At 72.6% G+C, this 20,925-nt stretch carries 22 protein-coding genes and 1 pseudogene; 10 read left to right on the top strand and 13 right to left on the bottom strand.

All coding sequences use genetic code 11. The features are described 5' to 3' along the window. Positions 1-38 precede the first annotated feature (38 nt). The 8 genes from ACF1AL_RS17380 to ACF1AL_RS17345 all read right to left on the bottom strand — a co-directional run bounded on the left by ACF1AL_RS17380 (position 39) and on the right by ACF1AL_RS17345 (position 6,515). On the bottom strand, positions 39-446 hold the full coding sequence (locus ACF1AL_RS17380; RefSeq protein ID WP_391701019.1) for a rhodanese-like domain-containing protein: 408 nt from the start codon (positions 444-446) through the stop codon (positions 39-41). Further along, entirely contained in the window at positions 437-985 is a 549-nt protein-coding gene (locus ACF1AL_RS17375) for a cysteine dioxygenase (RefSeq protein ID WP_384214409.1), read from the bottom strand. Before ACF1AL_RS17375 ends, ACF1AL_RS17380 begins: the two co-directional genes overlap by 10 nt. A gap of 131 nt (positions 986-1,116) precedes the next feature. After that, a complete protein-coding gene (locus tag ACF1AL_RS17370; protein ID WP_311314449.1) occupies positions 1,117-1,164 on the bottom strand; it encodes a hypothetical protein in 48 nt (15 codons plus the stop codon). 185 nt (positions 1,165-1,349) lie between these two features. Next, positions 1,350-2,951, bottom strand: a complete 1,602-nt coding sequence (locus ACF1AL_RS17365; protein ID WP_391826412.1) for an FAD-dependent monooxygenase — start codon at positions 2,949-2,951, stop codon at positions 1,350-1,352. Between the two features lie 175 nt (positions 2,952-3,126). Beyond that, positions 3,127-4,035, bottom strand: coding sequence for an amino acid ABC transporter permease (locus tag ACF1AL_RS17360; protein ID WP_386916036.1), 909 nt, complete (start codon positions 4,033-4,035; stop codon positions 3,127-3,129). Then, entirely contained in the window at positions 4,032-4,700 is a 669-nt protein-coding gene (locus ACF1AL_RS17355; RefSeq protein WP_366836504.1) for an amino acid ABC transporter permease, read from the bottom strand. Before ACF1AL_RS17355 ends, ACF1AL_RS17360 begins: the two co-directional genes overlap by 4 nt. Positions 4,701-4,833: 133 nt before the next feature. Beyond that, positions 4,834-5,676, bottom strand: coding sequence for a glutamate ABC transporter substrate-binding protein (locus ACF1AL_RS17350; protein ID WP_386418343.1), 843 nt, complete (start codon positions 5,674-5,676; stop codon positions 4,834-4,836). A 62-nt stretch (positions 5,677-5,738) separates the two neighbouring features. Further along, positions 5,739-6,515 carry an amino acid ABC transporter ATP-binding protein gene (locus tag ACF1AL_RS17345; protein ID WP_366836506.1) on the bottom strand — a complete coding sequence of 259 codons (777 nt, stop codon included), beginning with the start codon at positions 6,513-6,515 and terminating at the stop codon, positions 5,739-5,741. A gap of 296 nt (positions 6,516-6,811) precedes the next feature. On the opposite strand from ACF1AL_RS17345, the gene ACF1AL_RS17340 reads away from it, so the two are divergent. Continuing rightward, entirely contained in the window at positions 6,812-7,501 is a 690-nt protein-coding gene (locus tag ACF1AL_RS17340; protein WP_391826382.1) for a response regulator transcription factor, read from the top strand. Between the two features lie 10 nt (positions 7,502-7,511). Beyond that, entirely contained in the window at positions 7,512-8,954 is a 1,443-nt protein-coding gene (locus ACF1AL_RS17335) for an ATP-binding protein (protein WP_386418339.1), read from the top strand. A 128-nt stretch (positions 8,955-9,082) separates the two neighbouring features. On the opposite strand, the gene ACF1AL_RS17330 is transcribed toward ACF1AL_RS17335, so the two are convergent. Continuing rightward, positions 9,083-10,081 (bottom strand): TAXI family TRAP transporter solute-binding subunit, encoded by a 999-nt coding sequence (locus tag ACF1AL_RS17330; RefSeq protein ID WP_391826380.1) that lies wholly within the window; start codon positions 10,079-10,081, stop codon positions 9,083-9,085. A 270-nt stretch (positions 10,082-10,351) separates the two neighbouring features. Here ACF1AL_RS17330 and ACF1AL_RS17325 point away from each other — a divergent pair. Further along, a pseudogene (locus ACF1AL_RS17325) lies at positions 10,352-10,753 on the top strand (MazG nucleotide pyrophosphohydrolase domain-containing protein); the annotation flags it as partial. 137 nt (positions 10,754-10,890) lie between these two features. On the opposite strand, the gene ACF1AL_RS17320 reads toward ACF1AL_RS17325, so the two are convergent. Both ACF1AL_RS17320 and ACF1AL_RS17315 read right to left on the bottom strand, forming a co-directional pair. Further along, entirely contained in the window at positions 10,891-12,165 is a 1,275-nt protein-coding gene (locus ACF1AL_RS17320) for a cation:proton antiporter (RefSeq protein ID WP_366836510.1), read from the bottom strand. 7 nt (positions 12,166-12,172) lie between these two features. Next, the gene (locus tag ACF1AL_RS17315; protein ID WP_391779689.1) at positions 12,173-12,658 is read right to left on the bottom strand and encodes a cation:proton antiporter regulatory subunit; all 486 of its coding nucleotides are present in this window, start codon (positions 12,656-12,658) and stop codon (positions 12,173-12,175) included. A gap of 207 nt (positions 12,659-12,865) precedes the next feature. Between ACF1AL_RS17315 and ACF1AL_RS17310 the strand changes: the two genes are divergently transcribed. The 4 genes from ACF1AL_RS17310 to ACF1AL_RS17295 all read left to right on the top strand — a co-directional run bounded on the left by ACF1AL_RS17310 (position 12,866) and on the right by ACF1AL_RS17295 (position 17,021). Continuing rightward, complete coding sequence (locus tag ACF1AL_RS17310; protein WP_391826378.1) at positions 12,866-13,831, top strand: sensor histidine kinase; 966 nt, start codon at positions 12,866-12,868, stop codon at positions 13,829-13,831. Beyond that, positions 13,828-14,484: a response regulator transcription factor gene (locus ACF1AL_RS17305; RefSeq protein WP_366836513.1), complete on the top strand. Its 657-nt coding sequence runs from the start codon at positions 13,828-13,830 to the stop codon at positions 14,482-14,484. The genes ACF1AL_RS17310 and ACF1AL_RS17305 overlap by 4 nt, the downstream gene beginning before the upstream one ends. 206 nt (positions 14,485-14,690) lie before the next feature. Next, entirely contained in the window at positions 14,691-16,208 is a 1,518-nt protein-coding gene (gene miaB / locus ACF1AL_RS17300; protein WP_391821399.1) for a tRNA (N6-isopentenyl adenosine(37)-C2)-methylthiotransferase MiaB, read from the top strand. A gap of 105 nt (positions 16,209-16,313) precedes the next feature. Beyond that, a complete protein-coding gene (locus tag ACF1AL_RS17295; protein WP_391660442.1) occupies positions 16,314-17,021 on the top strand; it encodes a class III extradiol dioxygenase subunit B-like domain-containing protein in 708 nt (235 codons plus the stop codon). A 336-nt stretch (positions 17,022-17,357) separates the two neighbouring features. On the opposite strand, the gene ACF1AL_RS17290 is transcribed toward ACF1AL_RS17295, so the two are convergent. Together ACF1AL_RS17290 and ACF1AL_RS17285 are read right to left on the bottom strand one after the other, a co-directional pair. After that, positions 17,358-17,663 carry an antitoxin gene (locus ACF1AL_RS17290; RefSeq protein ID WP_391826376.1) on the bottom strand — a complete coding sequence of 102 codons (306 nt, stop codon included), beginning with the start codon at positions 17,661-17,663 and terminating at the stop codon, positions 17,358-17,360. A 24-nt stretch (positions 17,664-17,687) separates the two neighbouring features. Continuing rightward, positions 17,688-17,942, bottom strand: coding sequence for a hypothetical protein (locus ACF1AL_RS17285; RefSeq protein ID WP_391660440.1), 255 nt, complete (start codon positions 17,940-17,942; stop codon positions 17,688-17,690). A gap of 184 nt (positions 17,943-18,126) precedes the next feature. On the opposite strand from ACF1AL_RS17285, the gene miaA reads away from it, so the two are divergent. The 3 genes from miaA to dapF all read left to right on the top strand — a co-directional run bounded on the left by miaA (position 18,127) and on the right by dapF (position 20,775). After that, positions 18,127-19,065 carry a tRNA (adenosine(37)-N6)-dimethylallyltransferase MiaA gene (gene miaA / locus ACF1AL_RS17280; protein WP_366836518.1) on the top strand — a complete coding sequence of 313 codons (939 nt, stop codon included), beginning with the start codon at positions 18,127-18,129 and terminating at the stop codon, positions 19,063-19,065. 108 nt (positions 19,066-19,173) lie between these two features. Further along, positions 19,174-19,704, top strand: coding sequence for a hypothetical protein (locus ACF1AL_RS17275; RefSeq protein ID WP_391826410.1), 531 nt, complete (start codon positions 19,174-19,176; stop codon positions 19,702-19,704). 201 nt (positions 19,705-19,905) lie between these two features. Then, positions 19,906-20,775: a diaminopimelate epimerase gene (gene dapF / locus ACF1AL_RS17270; RefSeq protein ID WP_391826374.1), complete on the top strand. Its 870-nt coding sequence runs from the start codon at positions 19,906-19,908 to the stop codon at positions 20,773-20,775. The last annotated feature ends 150 nt before the right edge of the window (positions 20,776-20,925 follow it).

Genomic DNA, 20,925 nt, shown 5'->3' with positions numbered 1-20,925 from the left:
GCACGCGGGCGGCGACCAGGCCGCCCGCCCGCCCCGTCTCAGTGCGCCACCGTCACCGGCAGCCCCGCCGCGCGCCAGGCCTGGAAGCCGCCGACGAGGTCCGTGGCGCGGTGCAGGCCCAGCTGGTGCAGCGAGGCGGCCGCCAGGCTGGAGGCGTAGCCCTCGTTGCAGATCACCACGATGCGCAGATCGTGGCTCGTGGCCTCGGGGAGGCGATGACTGCCCTGCGGATCGAGGCGCCATTCCAGTTCGTTGCGCTCCACCACGACCGCGCCCGGGATCAGACCGTCCCGCTCCCGCAGCGCCGCGTACCGGATGTCCACCAGCAGGGCCTCGCCCGCGCCGGCGGCTGCGTACGCCTCGTCGGCCGTCACGCGCGCGTACCCCGCGCGCACCCGCTCCAGCAACTCGTCGACACCGACGGGACCTTCGCCGCTCACTGCCAGTCCTCCGGGCGTTCGACCTGCTCCAGGCGCAGGATCTGACCCGCCCGGCTGTAACGGCGGATGCGCGGGAGCGGCGGGTAGTAGGCGTGCACGGAGACGGCGTGCTCGGCCGTGGACTCGTTGAGCACCTCGTGGACGTGGTGGTGGCCGAAGGAGCGGCCGCGGCCTGCCGGCAGCAGCCGTGTCCGGTCCACCCCGTCGGTCAGTTCCAGCGTCTTCCAGCCGTCGGTGGGCAGCCGCGCCGCCAGCGCGTTCTCGCGGAGCTCACCGCGCGCGGTGACGAAGGCGCCGACGGAGTCGGCGTGGTCGTGCCAGCCGGTTCCGGTGCCGGGCGGCCAGCCGATCAGCCAGGCCTCGCTGCCGCCGGGACCGTCCAGGCGCACCCAGGTGCGGCCTTCGGGGTCGAGCGGGAGCGAGTCGATCAGTGTGGCGTCGGCGGCCGTGCGCCGGGCGAAGTCCAGAAGATCCGCCTGAGTGGGCACCACAGCGCCGGCCGGGACGTTGTTCAGGGCAGAGGGGAGCGCAGGGGAGGCAGACAGCGAGGGGGAGACAGACACGGGCACCGTCCTGTTGAGCGTTCGCGTCGCCGGCGCGCGACGGCACGACGGGCAGGACCTGCGGGCAGGACCGACGGCACGACGCGCGCGGCAGGAAAAGGGGGGATGCGAATTCAGCAGGACGGACGACACACGCAGCCCGCGTACCGGAGCAGGTCCATATGGACCCTCCGCCACAGGCGCACATCGGTGTCGGTCACGCTCGGAGTACACCACGACGGTCCGGGACGGTCAACTCACCGTCACTATGCGGACGCACAGTGACGGCGAGCCGGGTCCGGCCGTGACGAGGTACCGGCGGTGACGTAGTGCGAGACGACGCGTGCCATGTGACGGCGAGCGGGGGTCACTTCGCGGCGGAGCCGGCCGTCGCCTCCGCCCGTGCCGGGCCGCCCACGGTGGCCTCGGCGGCGGCGTACAGGTCGGCCGGGCGTACCCCGCTCAGCGCGGTCACCAGGTGGCCGTCGGGGCGCACCAGCAGCACCGTGTGGGCGGCGGCGCCCGGGTACTCCTCGGCGACGAGCAGCTCCGCCGGATGCGGCAGGGCGGTCACCGCGGCGGCCAGCCGCGGCATGATCCCGGCCGTGACCCAGTGCTTGCGCTCCCACACGCCGGTGCCGGGCGCGACCAGGACGACGAGCAGGGCGCCACGGCCGAGCCGTTCGCGCAGCTGGACGAAGGAACCATCCTCCGCGGTGACCCGGACGTCCTCGACCTGCGCGCCGGGCGGGGTGGCGACGGGCACCTCCGCCTCCAGGTGCCGGGGCGCGAGCGGCGAGTCCGCGTAGGTCCCGGTCTCGCCGAGCGGGCCACGGCCCAGGTGGCCCTCGGTGAGCAGGGCGTCGTGTCCGCGGGTCGCGCCGGGGACGTACGACCGCAGTCCGCCACCGCCGCGCAGCAGCGGCAGGACCTGGTCGGCGGCGCGCAGCCGGGCGGCGACGAGGGCGCGCCGCTCCGCCTGGTAGCTGTCGAGCAGCGCCTCGCGCGGGCCGTGGTGCCAGGCCAGCGCCAGCTTCCAGGCGAGGTTGTCGGCGTCGCGCAGTCCCTCGTCCAGGCCCTGGGTGCCGAGGGTGCCCAGCAGATGGGCGGCGTCTCCGGCCAGGAACAGCCGCCCGGAGCGCCAGCGTCGGGCCAGGCGGTGGTGGACGGTGTGCACACCGGTGTCCAGCAGGTCGTACGGCGGGGTCGTGCCGTCGTGCCAGCCGGCCAGCGTCTCGCGGATCCGCGTCAGCAGCACCTCGGGGGTGACCAGGTCCTTGCCGGGCGGCAGCAGCCAGTCCAGCCGCCACACACCGTCCGGCAGCGGCCGGGCGACGACCTCACCGGCGGTCGGGCCGGAGGTGCGCCACGGCGGCAGGCGGTGCAGTACGGCCTCGCCGTCCCAGGGCAGCCGGGTGCGCAGGGCGGCGACGGCGTACCGCTCCACGGCCGTACGGCCCGGGAAGCGGATGTCGGCGAGTTTGCGCACGGTGGAGCGGGGGCCGTCGCAGCCGACGAGATAACTGCCCCGCCACCAGGTGCCGTTGGGGCCGCGGGTGTGGGCCGTGACGCCGGACGGCTCCTGTTCGAGGCTGTCCAGACGGCTGTCGGCGGCGATGTCGACCAGGGGTTCGGCGGCCAGGGCGGCGCGCAGGGCGCCGGTCAGGACGTGCTGCGCGACATGCAGGGGCGCGGACTCGGCTTCCTCGAAGGAGATCTCGCGCATCACCTGCTTGCGCCGCATCGACCGCCATCCGGCCCAACGCAGGCCCGCCTCGCCCAGCGGCATTCCGGTCAGCCGCTCCAGCAGGGCGACGGTGTCCTCGCGCAGCACGACCGTGCGGGCGAGCCGGGGTTCGTCCTTGCCGGGGCCCTCGTCGAGCACGACCGACGGCACCTCCTGGCGGGCCAGCGCCAGGGCGAGCGTGAGCCCCACGGGCCCCGCTCCGACGATGATCACCGGGTCCACGGCGCGGCGCCCCCTGCTCGCAGCGGTGTCCTCGGGGACGTATGTGAACAACAGGTTGGAGCAGGGTGCACGATCACAGAACGTATGCAACCCATTGCCGAAGCTTGCGTCAAGTGACGGAGGCAGTGGCGATCATGCCACTGCCTCCGTGTGGGTCAAGCTGCTTGACGAGGGATCAGACGGCGCCGCCGGCCCCGGTTCCGTAGGTGCCGCCGGTCGCCGCCGGGTTCAGCTCCTCCATGTCCTCCGCGCCGAGGACCGCGCCCGTGCTGCGCTTGCTGCGCCGCAGGTAGCCCTCCAGCCAGCTCGCGAACGAGGTCAGGAGGAAGTTCAGCACGATGTAGATGGCCGCCACGACGATGAAGCTCGGAATGACGTTGGCGTAGTTGGCCGCGAGGGTGCTGCGCGCGTTCAGCAGCTCGTTGAAGCCGATCATCACACCGCCCAGCGCGGTGTCCTTCACGATGACGACGAGCTGGCTGACGATCGCCGGCAGCATGGCCGTGACCGCCTGCGGCAGCAGGATGCTGGTCATCGTCTGGGTCTTGCGCAGGCCGATCGCGTACGCCGCCTCGGTCTGGCCCTTGGGCAGGGCCAGGATGCCCGCCCGGACGACCTCGGCGAGCACCGAGGCGTTGTAGAGGACCAGGCCGGTGACGACCGCGTAGAGGGGCCGGTCCTCGCTGGTGACGTTCGTGTAGCGGGAGTACAGCTCGTTCGCGAACAGCATCAGCAGCAGCACCGGGATGGCCCGGAAGAACTCCACCACCACGGCGGACGGCACCCGGACCCACCGGTGGTCGGACAGGCGTGCGATGCCGAAGACCGCGCCCAGCGGAAGGGCGATGACCATGGCGAGCGCGGCCGCCTTGAGCGTGTTGCCCAGGCCGGGGATCAGGTACGTCGTCCACGCGTCGGCCTGGACGAACGGCTTCCACATCGCGCTCGTGAGCTGCCCGTGGTCGTCCAGCGTCTGCCAGATCCACCACACCAGCAGGGCGAGGAGGACGAAGAAGACGACCGAGATCAGGACGTTGCGCCGCTTGGCCCGGGGCCCGGGTGTGTCGTAGAGGACGGAACTCATCGCTTCACCGCCAGTCGCTTGCCGAGCCAGCCGAGGATGAGGCCCGTGGGCAGGGTCAGGACCACGAAGCCGAAGGCGAAGACCGCACCGATGGCGAGCGTCTGCGCCTCGTTCTCGATCATCGACTTCATCAGGGAGGCCGCTTCGGCCACACCGATGGCAGCGGCCACCGTGGTGTTCTTGGTCAGGGCGATCAGCACGTTGGCCAGCGGGCCGATGACCGCCCGGAAGGCCTGCGGGAGGACGATCAGCCGCAGGGTCTGGCTGAAGTTCAGCCCGATCGCGCGGGCCGCCTCGGCCTGGCCGAGGGGAACCGTGTTGATGCCGGAGCGGATCGCCTCGCAGACGAAGGCCGCGGTGTAGGCGACCAGGCCGAGGATCGCGAGCCGGAAGCCCTGGAGCTTGAAGTCGTCGGGGGCACCCAGGGTCACGCCGAAGATGTCGGCGAGGCCGAGCGAGGAGAACACGATGATCACCGTCAGCGGGATGTTCCGCACGATGTTCACGTAGGCGGTGCCGAAGCCGCGCATCAGCGGGACCGGGCTGACCCGCATCCCGGCCAGCAGGGTGCCCCAGATCAGGGAGCCCACGGCCGAGAAGACGGTGAGTTTCACCGTCATCCAGAACGCCCCTAGGACGTCGTAGCCTTCAAGAAAGTCGAACACGATCTCCCGCGCTTCCGGGTGGATGACGTACGTGGAGGGCGGGGCGCGCCGCCGCCGGCAGGGCGGCCGGCGGCGGCGCGCACCAGGGGGACCCCGAGCTGGTTGCGGTGGGTCGCCTTACTGGGCGGTCGCCTTACTGGACGATCTGGCCGATCTTCGGGGCCGGCTCGTTCTGGTAGTTGGCCGGGCCGAAGTTCTTCTTCACGGCGGCCTCCCAGGCGCCGCTGCTCTCCATCTGCTCGATCGCCTTGTTGATCTTGTTGACGAGCTCGGTGTCGCCCTTCTTCACGCCGACGCCGTAGTTCTCGTTGCTCAGCTTCAGGCCGGCGAGCTTGAACTGGCCCTTGTACTTGTCCTGCGCGGCGAAGCCCGCGAGGATCGAGTCGTCGGTGGTCACGGCGTCCACGGCGCCGCTCTGCAGGCCGGCGATGCACTCGGAGTAGCCGCTGTACTCCTTCAGCTGGGCCTTCGGGGCGATCTTCTGCTGGACGTTCTGCGCCGAGGTGGAGCCGGTCACGGAACACAGCTTCTTGCCGTTGAGGTCCGTGCCCTTGCTGATGTCCGAGTCCTTCTTGATCAGCAGGTCCTGGTGGGCCAGCAGGTAGGGACCGGCGAAGTCGACCTTCGCCTGGCGCTTCGGCGTGATCGAGTACGTGGCCACGATGAACTTCACGTCACCGCGCGCGAGCGCGTTCTCGCGGTCGGCGCTCTTGGTCTCCACGAACTGGATCTGGTCCGGCTTGTAGCCGAGCTGGCCCGCGATGTACGTGGCCACGTCCACGTCGAAGCCGGAGAAGTCGCCGTTCGGCTCCTTCAGGCCGAGACCGGGCTGGTCGTACTTGATGCCGATCTTGATCTTGTTGCCGCCGCCGCTGGAGGACGACGAGTTGTCCTTGTTGCCGCCGCCGCAGGCGGTGGCGGTCAGGGCGATGCCGAGGACGACGGCCGAGGCGGCGGTGACCTTGCGGAGCTTCATGGTGGACATCCTTTGCGTGAAGAAAGATGCGGGGCTCTCGGTGTGCGGCGACGCACAGACGGTCAGTGGTGCAGGATCTTCGACAGGAAGTCCTTGGCCCGGTCGCTGCGCGGGGCGCTGAAGAACTGGTCGGGCGCAGCCTGTTCGACGATCCGGCCGTCCGCCATGAACACCACGCGGTTTGCAGCCGAACGTGCGAAGCCCATCTCGTGGGTGACGACGACCATGGTCATGCCCTCACGGGCGAGCTGCTGCATGACCTCCAGCACCTCGTTGATCATCTCCGGGTCGAGCGCCGAGGTGGGCTCGTCGAAGAGCATCACCTTCGGGTCCATGGCCAGCGCCCGCGCGATCGCGACGCGCTGCTGCTGACCACCGGAGAGCTGCGCGGGGTACTTGTCGGCCTGCGTGCCCACGCCGACCCGGTCCAGCAGGGCGCGCGCCTTCTCCTCGGCCTGCTTCTTGTCGGCCTTGCGCACCTTGATCTGGCCCAGCATCACGTTCTCGAGCACGGTCTTGTGCGCGAAGAGGTTGAAGGACTGGAAGACCATCCCGACGTCGGCCCGCAGCCGGGCCAGGGCCTTGCCCTCGGCCGGCAGTGGCTTGCCGTCGATGGTGATCGAGCCGGAGTCGATGGTCTCCAGGCGGTTGATGGTGCGGCACAGGGTGGACTTACCGGACCCGGAAGGTCCGATGACCACGACCACCTCGCCGCGCGCGATCGTCAGATCGATGTCCTGGAGCACGTGCAACGCGCCGAAGTGCTTGTTGACGCTCTTCAGGACGACGAGTTCGTCGCTGGAGGCCACGTCTTGCTTGGCCACCGATACTTCGGTCATCGCTCTCAGGCTCCGTCCTCCTCGGTTTCGGTGGAATGTAGTAACCAGCCTCGACCAGCGTCATTACATCTGAGGGGAATCTGAGCATCACGATCCGATAGCAATCGGACACGTGTCGTAGCACTTGTGACCTGGGGAGGACCTTGGGACGTATCGGCCGGATAACTAAAGTCCCGGGCAACCGGAACGCTCTTGACGCCGTCCTAGTCCATCGGCGTGACTGCCATGGTGCACGCGCGCGTGCACACGTTGTTACTCAGGCAAACCGTACGCCCGATGAATCGGAGGAGGCCGGGATGAGACTGCTGCTGGTCGAGGACGACAACCACGTCGCCGCAGCGCTGTCCGCGGTCCTGGCCCGGCACGGTTTCGAGGTCACGCACGCGCGCAACGGCGAGGAGGCCCTGCAGGCGCTCGTCCCGGAGGGCCCCGGCTTCGGTGTCGTCCTGCTCGACCTGGGCCTGCCGGACCAGGACGGCTACGAGGTCTGCAGCAAGATCCGCAAGCGCACCACCACCCCGGTGATCATGGTCACCGCGCGCTCCGACGTGCGCTCCCGCATCCACGGCCTGAACCTCGGCGCCGACGACTACGTGGTCAAGCCGTACGACACGGGGGAGCTCCTCGCCCGCATCCACGCCGTCAGCCGCAGACGCCCCGCCCCCGAGGAGACCACCGGCAGCATCGACACCGCCGTCCGCCTCGGCCCCGTGCGCATCGAGCTGCCCACCCGTCAGGTCACCGTGGACGGCTGCGTCGTCCAGCTCACCCGCAAGGAGTTCGACCTGCTCGCGCTGCTCGCCCAGCGGCCCGGCGTGGTCTTCCGCCGCGAGCAGATCATCAGCGAGGTCTGGCGCACGAGCTGGGAGGGAACGGGCCGCACCCTGGAGGTGCACGTCGCCTCCCTGCGCGCCAAGCTGCGCATGCCGGCCCTCATCGAGACCGTACGCGGCGTCGGCTACCGGCTCGTCGCCCCGGCCGCCTAGCGGGGGCGGGGTGCGCACGCGCCTGCTGCCGCTGCTCATCGTCCTGATGGCGGCGGTGCTGCTCGCCCTCGGCATCCCGCTGGCCGTCAGCGTGGCCGCCGCCCAGCAGCAGAAGGTGGTCGTCGACCGGATCGACGACACCGCCCGCTTCGCGGCCCTCGCCCAGTACGTCGACACCGCGGCCACCGCCGACCGCAACCCCGGCGACGAGCGGCTGGAGACGCTCAGCCGCGAGCTCGCCAGCTACTACGAGGTGTACGGCATCCGGTCGGGCGTCTTCTACCGCACCGACACCCCCATGGCGCACGCCCCCGCCGACTTCTTCCTCCCCCGCACGGGCGAGGTGCGGCGCGCGTACGAGGAGGCGCTGCTCAGCCGGCGCAGCCACGACCCGGAGCAGGTCTGGCCCTGGCAGCGCGGCCGTCTCGTCGTCGCCTCACCGGTGATCCGCGACGGGGACGTGGTCGCCGTCGTCGTCACCGACTCGCCCACCGGCGAGATGCGCTCGCGGATCCTGCGCGGCTGGCTGGTCATCGGCTCGGGTCTGCTCGCCGCCATGCTGCTCGCGGTCGGCGCCGCGCTGCGGCTGACCGGCTGGGTCCTCAGACCGGTGCGCATCCTGGACGCCACCACGCACGACATCGCCACCGGGCGCCTGAAGTCCCGGGTGGCGGCGGCCGGCGGGCCACCGGAACTCAGGCGGCTGGCCAAGTCGTTCAACGAGATGGCGGACCACGTCGAGGACGTGCTGGAGCAGCAGCGCGCCTTCGTCGCCGACGCCTCGCACCAGCTGCGCAACCCCCTCGCCGCGCTGCTGCTGCGCATCGAACTGCTGGCACTCGAACTCCCGGAGGGCAACGCGGAGATCGCCTCGGTGCAGGCTGAGGGCAAGCGGCTCGCGCAGGTCCTGGACGACCTGCTCGACCTCGCCCTCGCCGAGCACGCCGAGGCGGACCTGACGATCACCGACATCGGGGCGCTGGCCGAGGAACGCGTCGCGGCGTGGGCGCCCACGGCCGAGGCCAAGGGGGTACGCCTGGTCGGCGACTGCCCGCCCACGACCGCCTGGGCCGACCCGGTGACCCTGTCCTCGGCGCTGGACGCGGTGATCGACAACGCGGTGAAGTTCACGCCCGCCGGGGAGCGCGTCGAGGTGGCGGTCGCGGCGGGCGGCGACACGGCGACCGTCGTCGTCACCGACAACGGTCCCGGCCTCACCGACGAGGAGCTGACCCGCATCGGCGACCGCTTCTGGCGCAGCGGCCGGCACCAGAACGTCAAGGGGTCCGGCCTCGGGCTGTCCATCACGCGCGCGCTGCTCGCGGCGGGCGGCGGCTCCCTGTCGTACGGCCATCACGAGCCGCACGGCCTGGTGGTCACGGTGACCGTGCCCCGGCACCCACCGCAGCAGGAGGCGCCGGGGGAGGGCGGGCTGACCGGTCTCACGGCGTGACCGGCACCGGGAGGGCGGGCTGACGGGCCTCACGGCGTGACCGGCCTCGGGGCGCGAGGGGCACACGGCCTCAGCGGGGGGCTTACGGCTTCACACCGAGGGGGCTTACGGCTCCACTGAGGGGGCTTTTACGGCTTCACCGAGCGGTAGTAGCTGCGCGCGCCCTCGTGAAGCTGGAGCGGGTCGGTGTAGATCGCCGTGCGCAGGTCCACGAGCTGCGCGGAGTGCACGTGCGCGCCGATGCCGTCCCGGCTCTTGATCACGGTGCGGGTGATCCACTCGGTCAGCCGCGGATCGATGTCCGCGCGGGTGATCAGCAGGTTGGACACCGCCATGCTCGGGACGGCTGCGCCGTTCTGCACGGTCGGATAGGCCGACTCCGGCATGTTCGTGGCTCGGTAGTAGCGCGTGGCGTCGCCCTCGCGGTGCAGCCGGCCGACCAGGTCCGGCCCGATCGGCACGAACCGGATCGGGAAGGAGCCGACGAGCTGCCGCACCCCGTCGGTGGGCACGCCGCCCGACCAGAAGAACGCGTCGATCGCCCCCTCCCGCAGCCGCCGCGGCGCGCTGCCGATGCCGTCGGCCTCCGGCGTGATGTCACGCTCCGCGTCGATGCCGGACACCCGCAGCACCCGGTCGGCGATCAGTCGCACCCCCGACTCCGGCGGCCCTATGGCCACGCGTTTGCCGCGCAGGTCCGCGATCGAGCGGATGCCCGAGTCCCGCGCGACGACGAGCTGGACGTAGTCGTCGTACAGCCGGGCCACGCCGCGCAGCCGGTCCGCGCCCCGGCCGCCCTTGAGCGCGTAGGTCTCCACCGCGTCGGCCGCGGCGATCGCGAAGTCGGACTCGCCGGTCGCCACGCGCGTGACGTTCTCCTGCGAGCCGTCGCTGGTCAGCAGGCGGACCTTCAGCTGCGGCATGTCCTTGGCGAGCGCGGTGCGCAGCCGCTGGGCGTAGTCCTGGTAGACCCCGCTCGGCGTGCCGGTGCTGATCGTGATCGTGCCGCGCGGCGGCTCCTCGCCCAGCGGCAGCAGCCACCACAGCAGCAGGCCGAGCGCCACGACGCCGGCGGCCGCGCCGGTCAGGGCCCGGCGCCTGCCGATACGGGGGAGGAGCTTGGACATGGGCGCGATCCTGCCAGGCGCTGCCGCGCGCTGACCAGCGCCGGCGGTCACGAGGGAGTCACGGCGGCCGGGGCGGGGCGGGAGGCAGGGGAGCCCCGGCGCGGCGGTGCCGCAACTGTCACGGAGCGTGGTGGTGGCGTCGTGAGTGTCACGGCGCCTCTGCGGCGGTGCGTGTCACGGCGCCTCTGCGCGGTGAGTGTCACGGCGCCTGTGCGGCGGTGGTGACGGTGAGTGGCGGCGTTGTCAGTGGCGGCCCCTACAGTCGGGTGCATGAGTTCCTCGCCCGCCGACCTCGTCCGCGCGTTCCACCTCGCCTTCGGCCTCGACGTCCGCAGCACGCCCACCGAGGTGCCGCCCGACCTCGCCGCCCACCGGGGTGAGCTGCTCGCCGAGGAGGCGGCGGAGGTGGCCGAGGTGTCGGTGTCCGGCCCGCTCGACAAGCTCGCCCACGAACTGGCCGACGTGGTGTACGTCGCGTACGGCACCGCGCTGGTGCACGGCATCGACCTCGACCAGGTGATCGCCGAGGTCCACCGGTCGAACATGACCAAGCTCGGCCCCGACGGCACCGTCGCCCGCCGCGCCGACGGCAAGGTGCTCAAGGGCGACCACTACGAGGCGCCGGACGTCGCCGCCGTACTGCGCCGGCAGGGGTGGCAGCCCGGCCCGGCGGGGGCTGTCCGCGCGGAGGCTGCCCAGGCGGGCGGTGACGGAACGGGAGACCGGTCGGGCCCTGCCGAGAGGGCAGGCCAGCCCGTGCGTGCCGAGACGGGAGGTGAGAGCGCCGCCTGAGCGCGCGAACCGCCGGCTCAGTCCCGGGGGACCGCCGTCCGCGCCCGTGCTTCGTCCTCCAGGGCGTCCGTGGTGCCCGGGGCCGTCGCCCCCACCACGGCCTCCCCTGAGGGCGCGGCGGCCACCGCCCCGCCCCGGCGCCGGGACCAGAGCATCGCCAGGGGCTCGGTGTATCGCGCGGTGAGCGGGCCGACGACGACCAGGATCAGGACGTACGCCGTGGCCAGCGGGCCCAGCGACGGTTCGATGCCCGCCGTCACCGCGAGGCCCGCGATGACGATCGAGAACTCGCCGCGCGCCACCAGCGCACCGCCCGCACGCCAGCGTCCCTTGGGCGAGATCCCCGCGCGCCGGGCCGCCCAGTACCCCGTGGCGATCTTCGTCAGCGCGGTGACCGCGGCGAGCGCGAGCGCCGGCAGCAGCACCGGCGGGATGCTCGCCGGATCGGTGTGCAGGCCGAAGAAGACGAAGAACACCGCGGCGAACAGGTCCCGCAGCGGGCTCAGCAGCGCGTGCGCGCCCTCCGCCACCTCCCCGGACAGCGCGATGCCGACCAGGAACGCGCCCACCGCCGCGGACACCTGCAGCTGCTGCGCGACACCGGCGACCAGGATCGTCAGGCCCAGCACCACCAGCAGCAGCTTCTCCGGGTCGTCGCTGGAGACGAAACGGGAGATGAGCCGGCCGTAGCGCACCGCGACGAACAGGACGACCCCCGCGACGCCCAGCGCGATCGCCAGCGTCACGCTGCCCGCGGCGAACCCGGCGCCCGCCACCAAAGCGGTGACGATCGGCAGGTAGACCGCCATGGCCAGGTCCTCCAGGACCAGCACGCTGAGGATGACCGGTGTCTCCCGGTTGCCGACCCGGCCCAGGTCGCCGAGCACCTTGGCGATCACGCCGGAGGACGAGATCCAGGTGACACCGGCGAGGACCACGGCCGCGACCGGCCCCCAGCCGAGCAGCAGCGCGGCGGCGGCGCCCGGCAGGGCGTTCAGCGCGCCGTCGACCAGGCCTGCCGGATAGTGCGTACGGAGGTTGGAGACGAGGTCGCTGGCCGTGTACTCCAGGCCCAGCATGAGCAGCAGCAGGATGACGCCGATCTCGGCACCGGTGGCGACGAACTCCTCGCTCGCGCCCAGCGGCAGCAGCCCGCCCTCGCCGAACGCGAGCCCGGCCAGCAGATACAGGGGGATCGGCGAGAAGCTGAACCGGGCGGCCATCCGGCCGAGCAGCCCGAGGCCGAGGATGATGGAACCGAACTCGATGAGCAGAACCGCGGAGGAGTGCACCGGCGGCTCACTCCCGCCCGAGGATCGCGGCGGCGGCGTCCACACCCTCGCGGGTGCCGATCACGATCAGCGTGTCCCCGCCCGCCAGCCGGAAGTCCGGCGTGGGAGAGGGGACGGCTTCGGCGCGGCGCAGCACCGCGACGATCGACGCGCCCGTCTCCGTCCGCATCCGGGTCTCGCCGAGCAGCCGGCCGTTCCAGTGCGAGGTCGCCGCGATCTCGATCCGCTCGGCCACCAGCCCCAGGTCCGTGGTGTGCAGCAGGTTCGCGCTGTGGTGGGCGGGCATCAGCGCGTCGACCAGCGTGTCCGCCTCCGAGCCGGTCAACCGGAGTGAGTGCGCGCAGGAGTCGGGGTCGTCGGCCCGGTACACGCTCAGGGTGCGGGTGCCGTCCCGGTGCGCCACCACCGACAGATGCCGTTGCTCCCGTGTCACCAGGTCGTACTGGACTCCGATACCCGGCAGCGGTGTCGCCCTCAGGCGTGGCGCAGACACGTTTCTTCCCTTTCCCTCGCCGGTCGTGCGGGCACCGCCGGTGATCGTTCACGGCCGGCGCCGAGCCGCCATGCTGCCACCCTTCCGTACGGTGGCGACATGGGTGTCAGCACGGATGGACGCGGTGCGCGCGCGGCGCGGAAGCTGGTGACGGCAGCGCCGTGGGCGCGCAGCGGAAGTGGAAGCGGAAGAGGAGGTACCGGGCGGGTGTCGCTGTTCTGGAGGATCTTCTCCCTCAACGCGACCGGCCTGGTGATCGCCACCGCGCTGCTGCTCGGCCCGGTCACCGTCTCCACGCCCATCCTGCCCGGCGAGGCGCTCGTGGTGGTCGGCGGCCTGGCCGCGCTGCTCGTCGTCAACGCCGCCGTCCTGAGGGTGGGGCTCGCCCCGCTCACCCGGCTGGCCGGGGCCATGGCCACCGCCGATCTGCTCCGCCCGGGGGCGCGGCCGCAGGTCGCCGGTCCGACGGAGACGGCGGGGCTGATCACGACGTACAACGCGATGCTCGACCGGCTCGCCGCCGAGCGGGCCGCGGGCGCGGCGCGCGTGCTCTCCGCGCAGGAGCGGGAACGCCACCGCGTCGCGCGCGAACTGCACGACGAGGTCGGGCAGACCCTGACCGCCGTGCTGCTCCAGCTCCGGAGCGTCGCCGACCGGGTCCCTGCGGAGCTGCGCGAGGAGGTGGGCCAGGCCCAGGAGGCCACCCGCGCGGGACTGGACGAGATCCGGCGCATCGCCCGCCGGCTGCGGCCCGCCGTACTGGAGGAACTCGGGCTGCTGAGCGCGCTGCGCTCGCTCGCCGCCGAGTTCTCCGGGCACGGGCTGACCGTCCGGCACGACCTGGCCGCCGACCTGGCGCCGCTGCCCTCGGAGACCGAACTCGTGCTGTACCGGGTCGCGCAGGAGGCCCTCACCAACACCGCCCGCCACTCCGGCGCCGACCGCGCCGAACTGCGGCTGAGCGCCGGCACGGCGGGTGTCGAACTGCTGGTGCGGGACAACGGCACCGGGGCGGCCGGGGCCGTCGAGGGCGCCGGCATCAGCGGCATGCGCGAGCGCGCCCTGCTGGTCGGCGCCGACCTCACCGTCGCCCCGGCACCGGGCGGCGGCACGGACGTACGGTTGTGCATACCGCAGCGCCCGCACCCCGGCGACGAGGGAGGCACGCGATGACCGGCCGTCCCGTCCGTGTCCTGCTCGCCGACGACCACACCCTGGTACGGCGGGGGGTGCGCCTCATCCTGGAGTCGGAGCCCGACCTCACCGTCGTCGCCGAGGCCGGCGACGGAGCCGAGGCGGTCGAGCTGGCACGCGCGTGTGCGCCGGACCTCGCGGTCCTGGACATCGCCATGCCCCGCATGACCGGCCTGCAGGCGGCCCGCGAGCTGTCACGGCGACTGCCGGACCTGCGCCTGCTGATCCTCACCATGTACGACAACGAGCAGTACTTCTTCGAGGCCCTCAAGGCGGGCGCGAGCGGCTACGTCCTGAAGTCCGTCGCCGACCGCGACCTCGTCGAGGCGTGCCGGGCGGCCATGCGGGACGAGCCGTTCATCTACCCGGGCGCCGAGCGAGCCCTGGTGCGCTCGTACCTCGACCGGCTGCACCGCGGCGACGGGCTGCCCGAGCGGGCCGTCACCGAGCGGGAGGAGGAGATCCTCAAGCTGGTCGCCGAGGGCCACACGTCCAAGGAGATCGGCGAACTGCTGTTCATCAGCGTCAAGACCGTCGAACGGCACCGCGCGAACATCCTGCAGAAACTCGGCCTGCGCGACCGCCTGGAACTGACCCGCTACGCGATCCGCGCGGGGCTCGTGGACCCGTGAGGCCGTCCTGAGCGGCGAGGCTCGTGGACGCGTGAAGCCGTCCAGAGCGGCGAGGCTCGTGGACCCGTGAGGCCGTCGAGCGCGGCCGGCTCGCAGATGGGTGAGGCCGCCGTCCGCGGGTGCGGGAACCGGTTGTCCCCAGGGGGCGGCGGGCGTTGTCCACAGCCCGGACCGGGGTGGTCCCGGAACCGCCTACCCTGTAAGGCATGACCAGCAGCGACCGGAGCCCAGCAGTGGACGTCAAGACCTACGAAGTACGCACCTACGGGTGCCAGATGAACGTCCACGATTCCGAGCGGCTCGCCGGCCTGCTCGAAGACGCCGGGTACGTGCGCGCGCCCGAGGGTTCCGACGGCGACGCCGACGTCGTGGTGTTCAACACGTGCGCCGTCCGCGAGAACGCCGACAACCGGCTCTACGGCAACCTGGGCCGGCTGGCGCCCAAGAAAGCGCAGCGGCCGGGCATGCAGATCGCGGTCGGCGGCTGCCTCGCGCAGAAGGACCGCGACACCATCGTGAAGAAGGCGCCCTGGGTGGACGTCGTCTTCGGCACGCACAACATCGGCAAGCTGCCGGTCCTGCTGGAGCGCGCCCGCGTGCAGGAGGAGGCGCAGGTCGAGATCGCCGAGTCGCTGGAGGCGTTCCCGTCCACGCTGCCCACCCGCCGCGAGAGCGCCTACGCGGCCTGGGTGTCGATCTCCGTGGGCTGCAACAACACCTGCACCTTCTGCATCGTGCCCGCGCTGCGCGGCAAGGAGAAGGACCGCCGCCCCGGCGACATCCTCGCCGAGGTCGAGGCCCTGGTCGCCGAGGGCGTCAGCGAGATCACCCTGCTCGGGCAGAACGTCAACGCCTACGGTTCCGACATCGGCGACCGGGAGGCCTTCAGCAAGCTGCTGCGCGCCTGCGGGAAGATCGAGGGACTGGAGCGCGTGCGCTTCACCTCCCCGCACCCCCGCGACTTCACCGACGACGTCATCGCCGCCATGGCCGAGACGCCGAACGTGATGCCGCAGCTGCACATGCCGCTGCAGTCCGGTTCCGACACCGTCCTGAAGGCGATGCGCCGCTCCTACCGCCAGGAGCGCTACCTCGGGATCATCGAGAAGGTCCGCGCCGCCATCCCCGACGCCGCGATCACCACCGACATCATCGTCGGCTTCCCCGGCGAGACCGAGGAGGACTTCGAGCAGACGCTGCACGTGGTGCGCGAGGCCCGGTTCGCGCAGGCCTTCACCTTCCAGTACTCCAAGCGTCCCGGCACCCCGGCCGCGACCATGGAGAACCAGATCCCGAAGGAGGTCGTCCAGACCCGCTACGAGCGGCTGGTCGCCCTCCAGGAGGAGATCTCCTGGGCGGAGAACAAGAAGCAGGTCGGCCGCACGCTGGAGCTGATGGTCGCCGAGGGCGAGGGCCGCAAGGACGACGCCACGCGCCGCCTGTCCGGCCGCGCCCCCGACAACCGGCTGGTCCACTTCACCAAGCCCGAGCAGGAGGTGCGCCCCGGTGACGTCGTCACCGTCGAGGTCACCTACGCCGCGCCGCACCACCTCCTGGCCGAGGGCCCGGTGCTGGCCGTGCGCCGCACGCGCGCGGGCGACGCCTGGCAGAAGCGCCAGGAGGCGGAGAAGGCCAAGCCGGCCGGCGTGATGCTGGGCCTGCCGAAGATCGGCGCCCCCGCCCCGCTGCCGGTCGCCACGGGCAGCGGCTGCGGCTGCGACTAGCGGCTCCTGCCGCCTCCGCGCACTCACGGGGACACGTCCGCCGGCCGGCGGACGTGTCCCCGTCCGCTTCCGGGGCCGGGCGCGCGCCGGGTTACCCTGCCGATCATGCTTGTCGCCGCCGCCGTCTGCCCCTGCCCGCCGCTCCTCGTGCCCGAGGTCGCCGCGGGTGCCGCCCCCGAGCTGGACGCCGCCCGTGCCGCGTGCACCGACGCGCTGGGCGTCCTCGCCGCCGCCCGCCCCGACCGGCTCGTCGTCGTCGGGGCCGCCGAGGAAGCGGGGACGTACGCCCAGGGAGCGCGCGGCTCGTTCCGCGGCTTCGGCGTGGACGTCGACGTCACGCTGGGCCAGGGCGAGGACGCGCCCGCCGAGCCCGTGCTGCCGCCCTCGCTCGCGGTGGCCGGCTGGCTGCTGGGCCGCACCGGATGGTCGGACGCCCCGATCGAGGGCCTGGCCGTGGCGCGGACCCTTGCCCCGGAGCGGTGCGCGCAGACGGGCGCGGAGCTGGCGGCGCGCGCCGAGCGGGTCGCACTGCTGGTGATGGGGGACGGCAGCGCCTGCCGCACCGTGAAGGCGCCGGGCTACCTCGACGAACGCGCGGCCCCCTTCGACGCGGAGGTGGCGCGTGCGCTCGGCGATGCGGACGTGGCGGCACTCCAGGCGCTGGACGCGGGGCTCGCTGACGAGCTGAAGGCCTCCGGCCGGGCGCCCTGGCAGGTCCTGGCGGGTGCGGCCGCGGGCACGGACCTCACCGGGTCACTGCTGTACGAGGACGCGCCGTACGGGGTGGGGTACCTCGTCGCGACCTGGTCGTAGCGTCCGAGGGCGCGGCGGCCGGTCGTTGCCGCCTGAGGCGGTGACGGGCCGGAGGCGGTGTCGCGTTCGCCACGGTGACGGGCCCGAGGCGGTGTCGCGTCGGCGATGGTGACAGGCCCCAGGCGGTGTCGCGTCGGCGACGGCGGCCGTACAGGCCGGACGGCCGCCAGCCGTGTGGCTGGGCGGCCGTCCGTCTTGCCGTGCCGTGCGTACTGCCGTGCTGTTCTGCTGTGCGTACTGCCGTGCCGTGCGTACGGCTGCCCGGTCGCGCCGGGCGAGCTTCCGTTTCCCGAGCCTCGAGCCGTGGCGGCGAGCCGTCGCGGCGGGGGGTCAGGGTCAGGACGCGGGCGGCGGGCCCTGCGGCGGGGAGGCCGGCGGAGGGGTCGGCGGGGTGGCCGACCCGGTGGCCGCGCCGCCGTCGGCCGCGGCGCCGCCCTTGTGCGCGAGCCGGTCCATGGCGTCCTTCGCCTTGCCCGAGCCGGTCTGGATCCGGTCGCTGTACTTGCCCTTGGTCTTCTCGTCGACGACCTTCGCGGCCCGGTCGATGCCGTGCTGGATCTTGCCCCCGTGCTGCTGGGCGAGGTCCGACACCTTGTCCTTGGCCGGGCCGAGCTTGGCTTTCAGATTGTCCATCAGACCCATGGTCCACCTTCCCTGGCGGGACAGTTACGTGTGGGCGCCCTCACCGGCCTCGCTGTCGGCGGCCGCCTCGGCGGACTGCTGCTGGGGGATCCCCGCGGCCTCCGCGCCTCCCTCGCCCTTCTCGCCGGCCCCGTCCTCCGCGGCCTGCGCGGACTCCGGGCCCTGAGTGGTTTCCGTGGTCTCCGCCTCGGTGGCCGTGCGCTCGTTCGGCTCGTCCGTCGTCTGCTCGGCCTGCGCCGGGGTCTCCGACCTCCGAAAAAGTTTCGCAAAAACGCCCATATCAACTCCATACGGTACTCGTGCGGGCGAAATCCCGCGTGCCCCGGTGCGTCCGATTGCCTCGCCGGGGTCACCGCGTCCCGCAAGCCGGTGACGGGATCCCGCAAGGGGGGCAACGACCCCGGCGGTACGGCGTCACGTAACTCGTTCGAGGGCACGGCCCGGGGTTTGGGAGACTGGTGCGGTGAGCAGCGCACCCCTCGCCCCCCGCGTCATCGCCGTCGTCGGCCCCACCGCAGCCGGCAAGTCCGACCTCGGTGTCTTTCTCGCCCAGAAGCTCGGCGGCGAGGTCGTCAACGCCGACTCCATGCAGCTCTACCGGGGGATGGACATCGGCACCGCCAAACTGACGCTGGAGGAGCGCTCGGGGGTGCCGCACCACCTCCTCGACATCTGGGACGTGACGGTCACCGCCTCCGTCGCCGAGTACCAGCGCCTCGCCCGCGAGCGGATCGACGCGCTGCTCGCCGAGGGTCGCTGGCCGATCCTGGTGGGCGGCTCGGGCCTCTACGTCCGCGGTGCCGTCGACAACCTGGAGTTCCCCGGCACCGACCCCGTGGTGCGGGCCCGACTGGAGGACGAACTGGCGCTGCGCGGCTCCGGCGCGCTGCACGCCCGGCTGGCCGCCGCCGACCCCGAGGCCGCCCGCGCGATCCTGCCGAGCAACGGGCGCCGGGTCGTCCGGGCGCTGGAGGTGATCGAGATCACCGGCAAGCCCTTCACGGCGAACCTCCCCGGCCACGACTCCGTCTACGACACCGTGCAGATCGGCGTCGACGTGGCGCGCCCCGAGCTCGACGAGCGCATCGCGCGCCGGGTGGACCGGATGTGGGAGGCCGGACTCGTGGAGGAGGTGCGCGCACTGGAGGCGCAGGGGCTGCGCGAGGGGCGCACGGCGTCGCGCGCGCTCGGCTATCAGCAGGTACTCGCGGCCCTCGCGGGGGAGTGCACGCTCGACGAGGCGCGCGCTGAGACCGTCCGTGCCACCAAACGCTTCGCGCGCCGCCAGGATTCGTGGTTCCGGCGCGATCCGCGGGTGCACTGGCTCAGTGGGGCGGCTGCGGATCTGCGGGAACTTCCGCGGCTCGCTCTGGCGTTGATCGAACGACCGGTTACAGCCTGATCACGTCATGGCATCGGGACGCCCAGGCCGTCATCCGGGCCTCCGGCGCCGTGCCATCATCGAGCTTCGATCGACCAAGTGGAGTCCGAGTTGGGAGGGCGCGTGGCGATGGAGGCCGGCCCTCGCGACACCGCACAAGACACCGAGCCCCTCACCGCCGACCGGGGTGAGCCCGTCACCACCGGTGGCGGCGACGAGCCGCGCGACGGCGACCGTCTGAGCCCCGACGACCCGCTCGACGACACCCAGGGCGGCGTGACCGCGGACGGTCCCGAGCCCGAGGAGATGTTCGCGAGCGGGCCCGAGGTCGAGGTCGAGCTGCGCCCGCAGCGCCGGCTGCGCCTGTGGCAGCTCGCGCCGATCGTCGCCCTGGCCGCCAGCGGTTCCCTGATGTTCGCCTTCCCGCTCGCCTTCGACTTCGGCGACAGCGGCGCGGTGATCGCCATGCTGGGACTGCTGATCTGCTCCTGCGCGGCGGGCTGGGGGATGACGGCGGCCCGGCGCGTCGGCTACACCTGGCCCGGTCTGCCCGCCCGCGGATCCGGCCGACGCCCGGACTGGCGGGTCGTCCTCGGCTACGTCGTCTTGGTCGCCGCGGTGGTCGTGCTCGCCGTGTGGCGGGTGGCCCGACTGCGGTGACCGGCGCCCACGGGGGCGGGTGACCGTGCGGGGGTGCGCACACGCGGGGCGTGCCACGCGCCCAGGCCGTCTGGCCGATGTGTGCCACGCGCGCGTGCGGCGATGCGCCCACAAGGGCGGGCGGCCGTGCATCCCCCCCCCGGGCGGCGGCCGTCCCGGGCGTGGGCGAGGTTGTCGTACCCACCCCGTACGATCGGGGGTATGAGCACGCGGATCGCCTTCCTCAAGGGTCACGGCACCGAGAACGACTTCGTGATCGTCCCGGACCCGGAGAACGCCATCGACCTGTCCCCGGCCGCCGTCGCCGCCCTGTGCGACCGCCGCGCGGGCATCGGCGGCGACGGGGTGCTGCACGTCGTGCGATCCGCCGCGCACCCCGAGGCGAAGGCGATGGCCGGCGAGGCCGAGTGGTTCATGGACTACCGCAACGGCGACGGCTCGATCGCCGAGATGTGCGGCAACGGCGTGCGCGTGTTCGCGCGCTACCTCCAGCACGCCGGGCACGTCGAGGAGGGCGACCTGACCGTCGCCACGCGCGGGGGCCTGAAGACCGTGCACATCGCCAAGGACGGCGACATCACCGTCGGCATGGGCCGGGCGGTCCTGCCGGAGGGCGACGTCACGGTGAGCGTCGGCGAACGCAGCTGGCCGGCCCGCAACGTCAACATGGGCAACCCGCACGCCGTCGCGTTCGTCGACGACCTCGCGGACGCGGGCACCCTGTTCACCCCGCCGCCGTTCAGCCCGGCCTCCGCCTACCCGGACGGCGTGAACGTCGAGTTCGTCGTCGACCGCGGCGAGCGGCACGTCGCCATGCGCGTGCACGAGCGCGGCTCCGGCGAGACCCGCTCCTGCGGCACGGGCGCGTGCGCGGTCGCCGTCGCCGCGGCCCGCCGCGACGGCGCCGACCCGGCCACGACCGGCGCCCCGGTGACGTACACCGTGGACGTCCTCGGCGGCCGGCTCGTCATCACCGAGCGTCCCGACGGGGAGATCGAGATGACCGGCCCCGCGGTGATCGTCGCCGAGGGCGAGATCGACGCGGAGTGGCTACGCGCGGCGATCGGCTGACACCGGCCGCCGCCGCCCGTACCCCGGTACCGCTCGGACGGCGGTTGACGCCACGCCGCAAACCCATCGAGCGTCGCTCGAATGGGTGATCCGTTTCACGCTCGCCGAGAGGCGGTCAAACGCGCGTGGTGGGCTCGGTAGCATCAAGCA

This window comes from Streptomyces sp. NPDC014801, from assembly GCF_043082085.1.
Taxonomy (GTDB): Bacteria; Actinomycetota; Actinomycetes; order Streptomycetales; family Streptomycetaceae; genus Streptomyces.
This window is presented reverse-complemented; position numbering and strand designations above follow the sequence as displayed.

Coding starts and splice junctions, on each gene's coding strand:
- ACF1AL_RS17360 (WP_386916036.1), bottom strand. CDS start 4,035: ATGAGTTCCGTCCTCTACGACACACCCGGGCCCCGGGCCAAGCGGCGC.
- ACF1AL_RS17350 (WP_386418343.1), bottom strand. CDS start 5,676: ATGAAGCTCCGCAAGGTCACCGCCGCCTCGGCCGTCGTCCTCGGCATC.
- ACF1AL_RS17345 (WP_366836506.1), bottom strand. CDS start 6,515: ATGACCGAAGTATCGGTGGCCAAGCAAGACGTGGCCTCCAGCGACGAA.
- ACF1AL_RS17340 (WP_391826382.1), top strand. CDS start 6,812: ATGAGACTGCTGCTGGTCGAGGACGACAACCACGTCGCCGCAGCGCTG.
- ACF1AL_RS17330 (WP_391826380.1), bottom strand. CDS start 10,081: ATGTCCAAGCTCCTCCCCCGTATCGGCAGGCGCCGGGCCCTGACCGGC.
- ACF1AL_RS17305 (WP_366836513.1), top strand. CDS start 13,828: ATGACCGGCCGTCCCGTCCGTGTCCTGCTCGCCGACGACCACACCCTG.
- miaB (WP_391821399.1), top strand. CDS start 14,691: ATGACCAGCAGCGACCGGAGCCCAGCAGTGGACGTCAAGACCTACGAA.
- ACF1AL_RS17295 (WP_391660442.1), top strand. CDS start 16,314: ATGCTTGTCGCCGCCGCCGTCTGCCCCTGCCCGCCGCTCCTCGTGCCC.
- ACF1AL_RS17290 (WP_391826376.1), bottom strand. CDS start 17,663: ATGGGTCTGATGGACAATCTGAAAGCCAAGCTCGGCCCGGCCAAGGAC.
- ACF1AL_RS17285 (WP_391660440.1), bottom strand. CDS start 17,942: ATGGGCGTTTTTGCGAAACTTTTTCGGAGGTCGGAGACCCCGGCGCAG.
- ACF1AL_RS17275 (WP_391826410.1), top strand. CDS start 19,174: ATGGAGGCCGGCCCTCGCGACACCGCACAAGACACCGAGCCCCTCACC.
- dapF (WP_391826374.1), top strand. CDS start 19,906: ATGAGCACGCGGATCGCCTTCCTCAAGGGTCACGGCACCGAGAACGAC.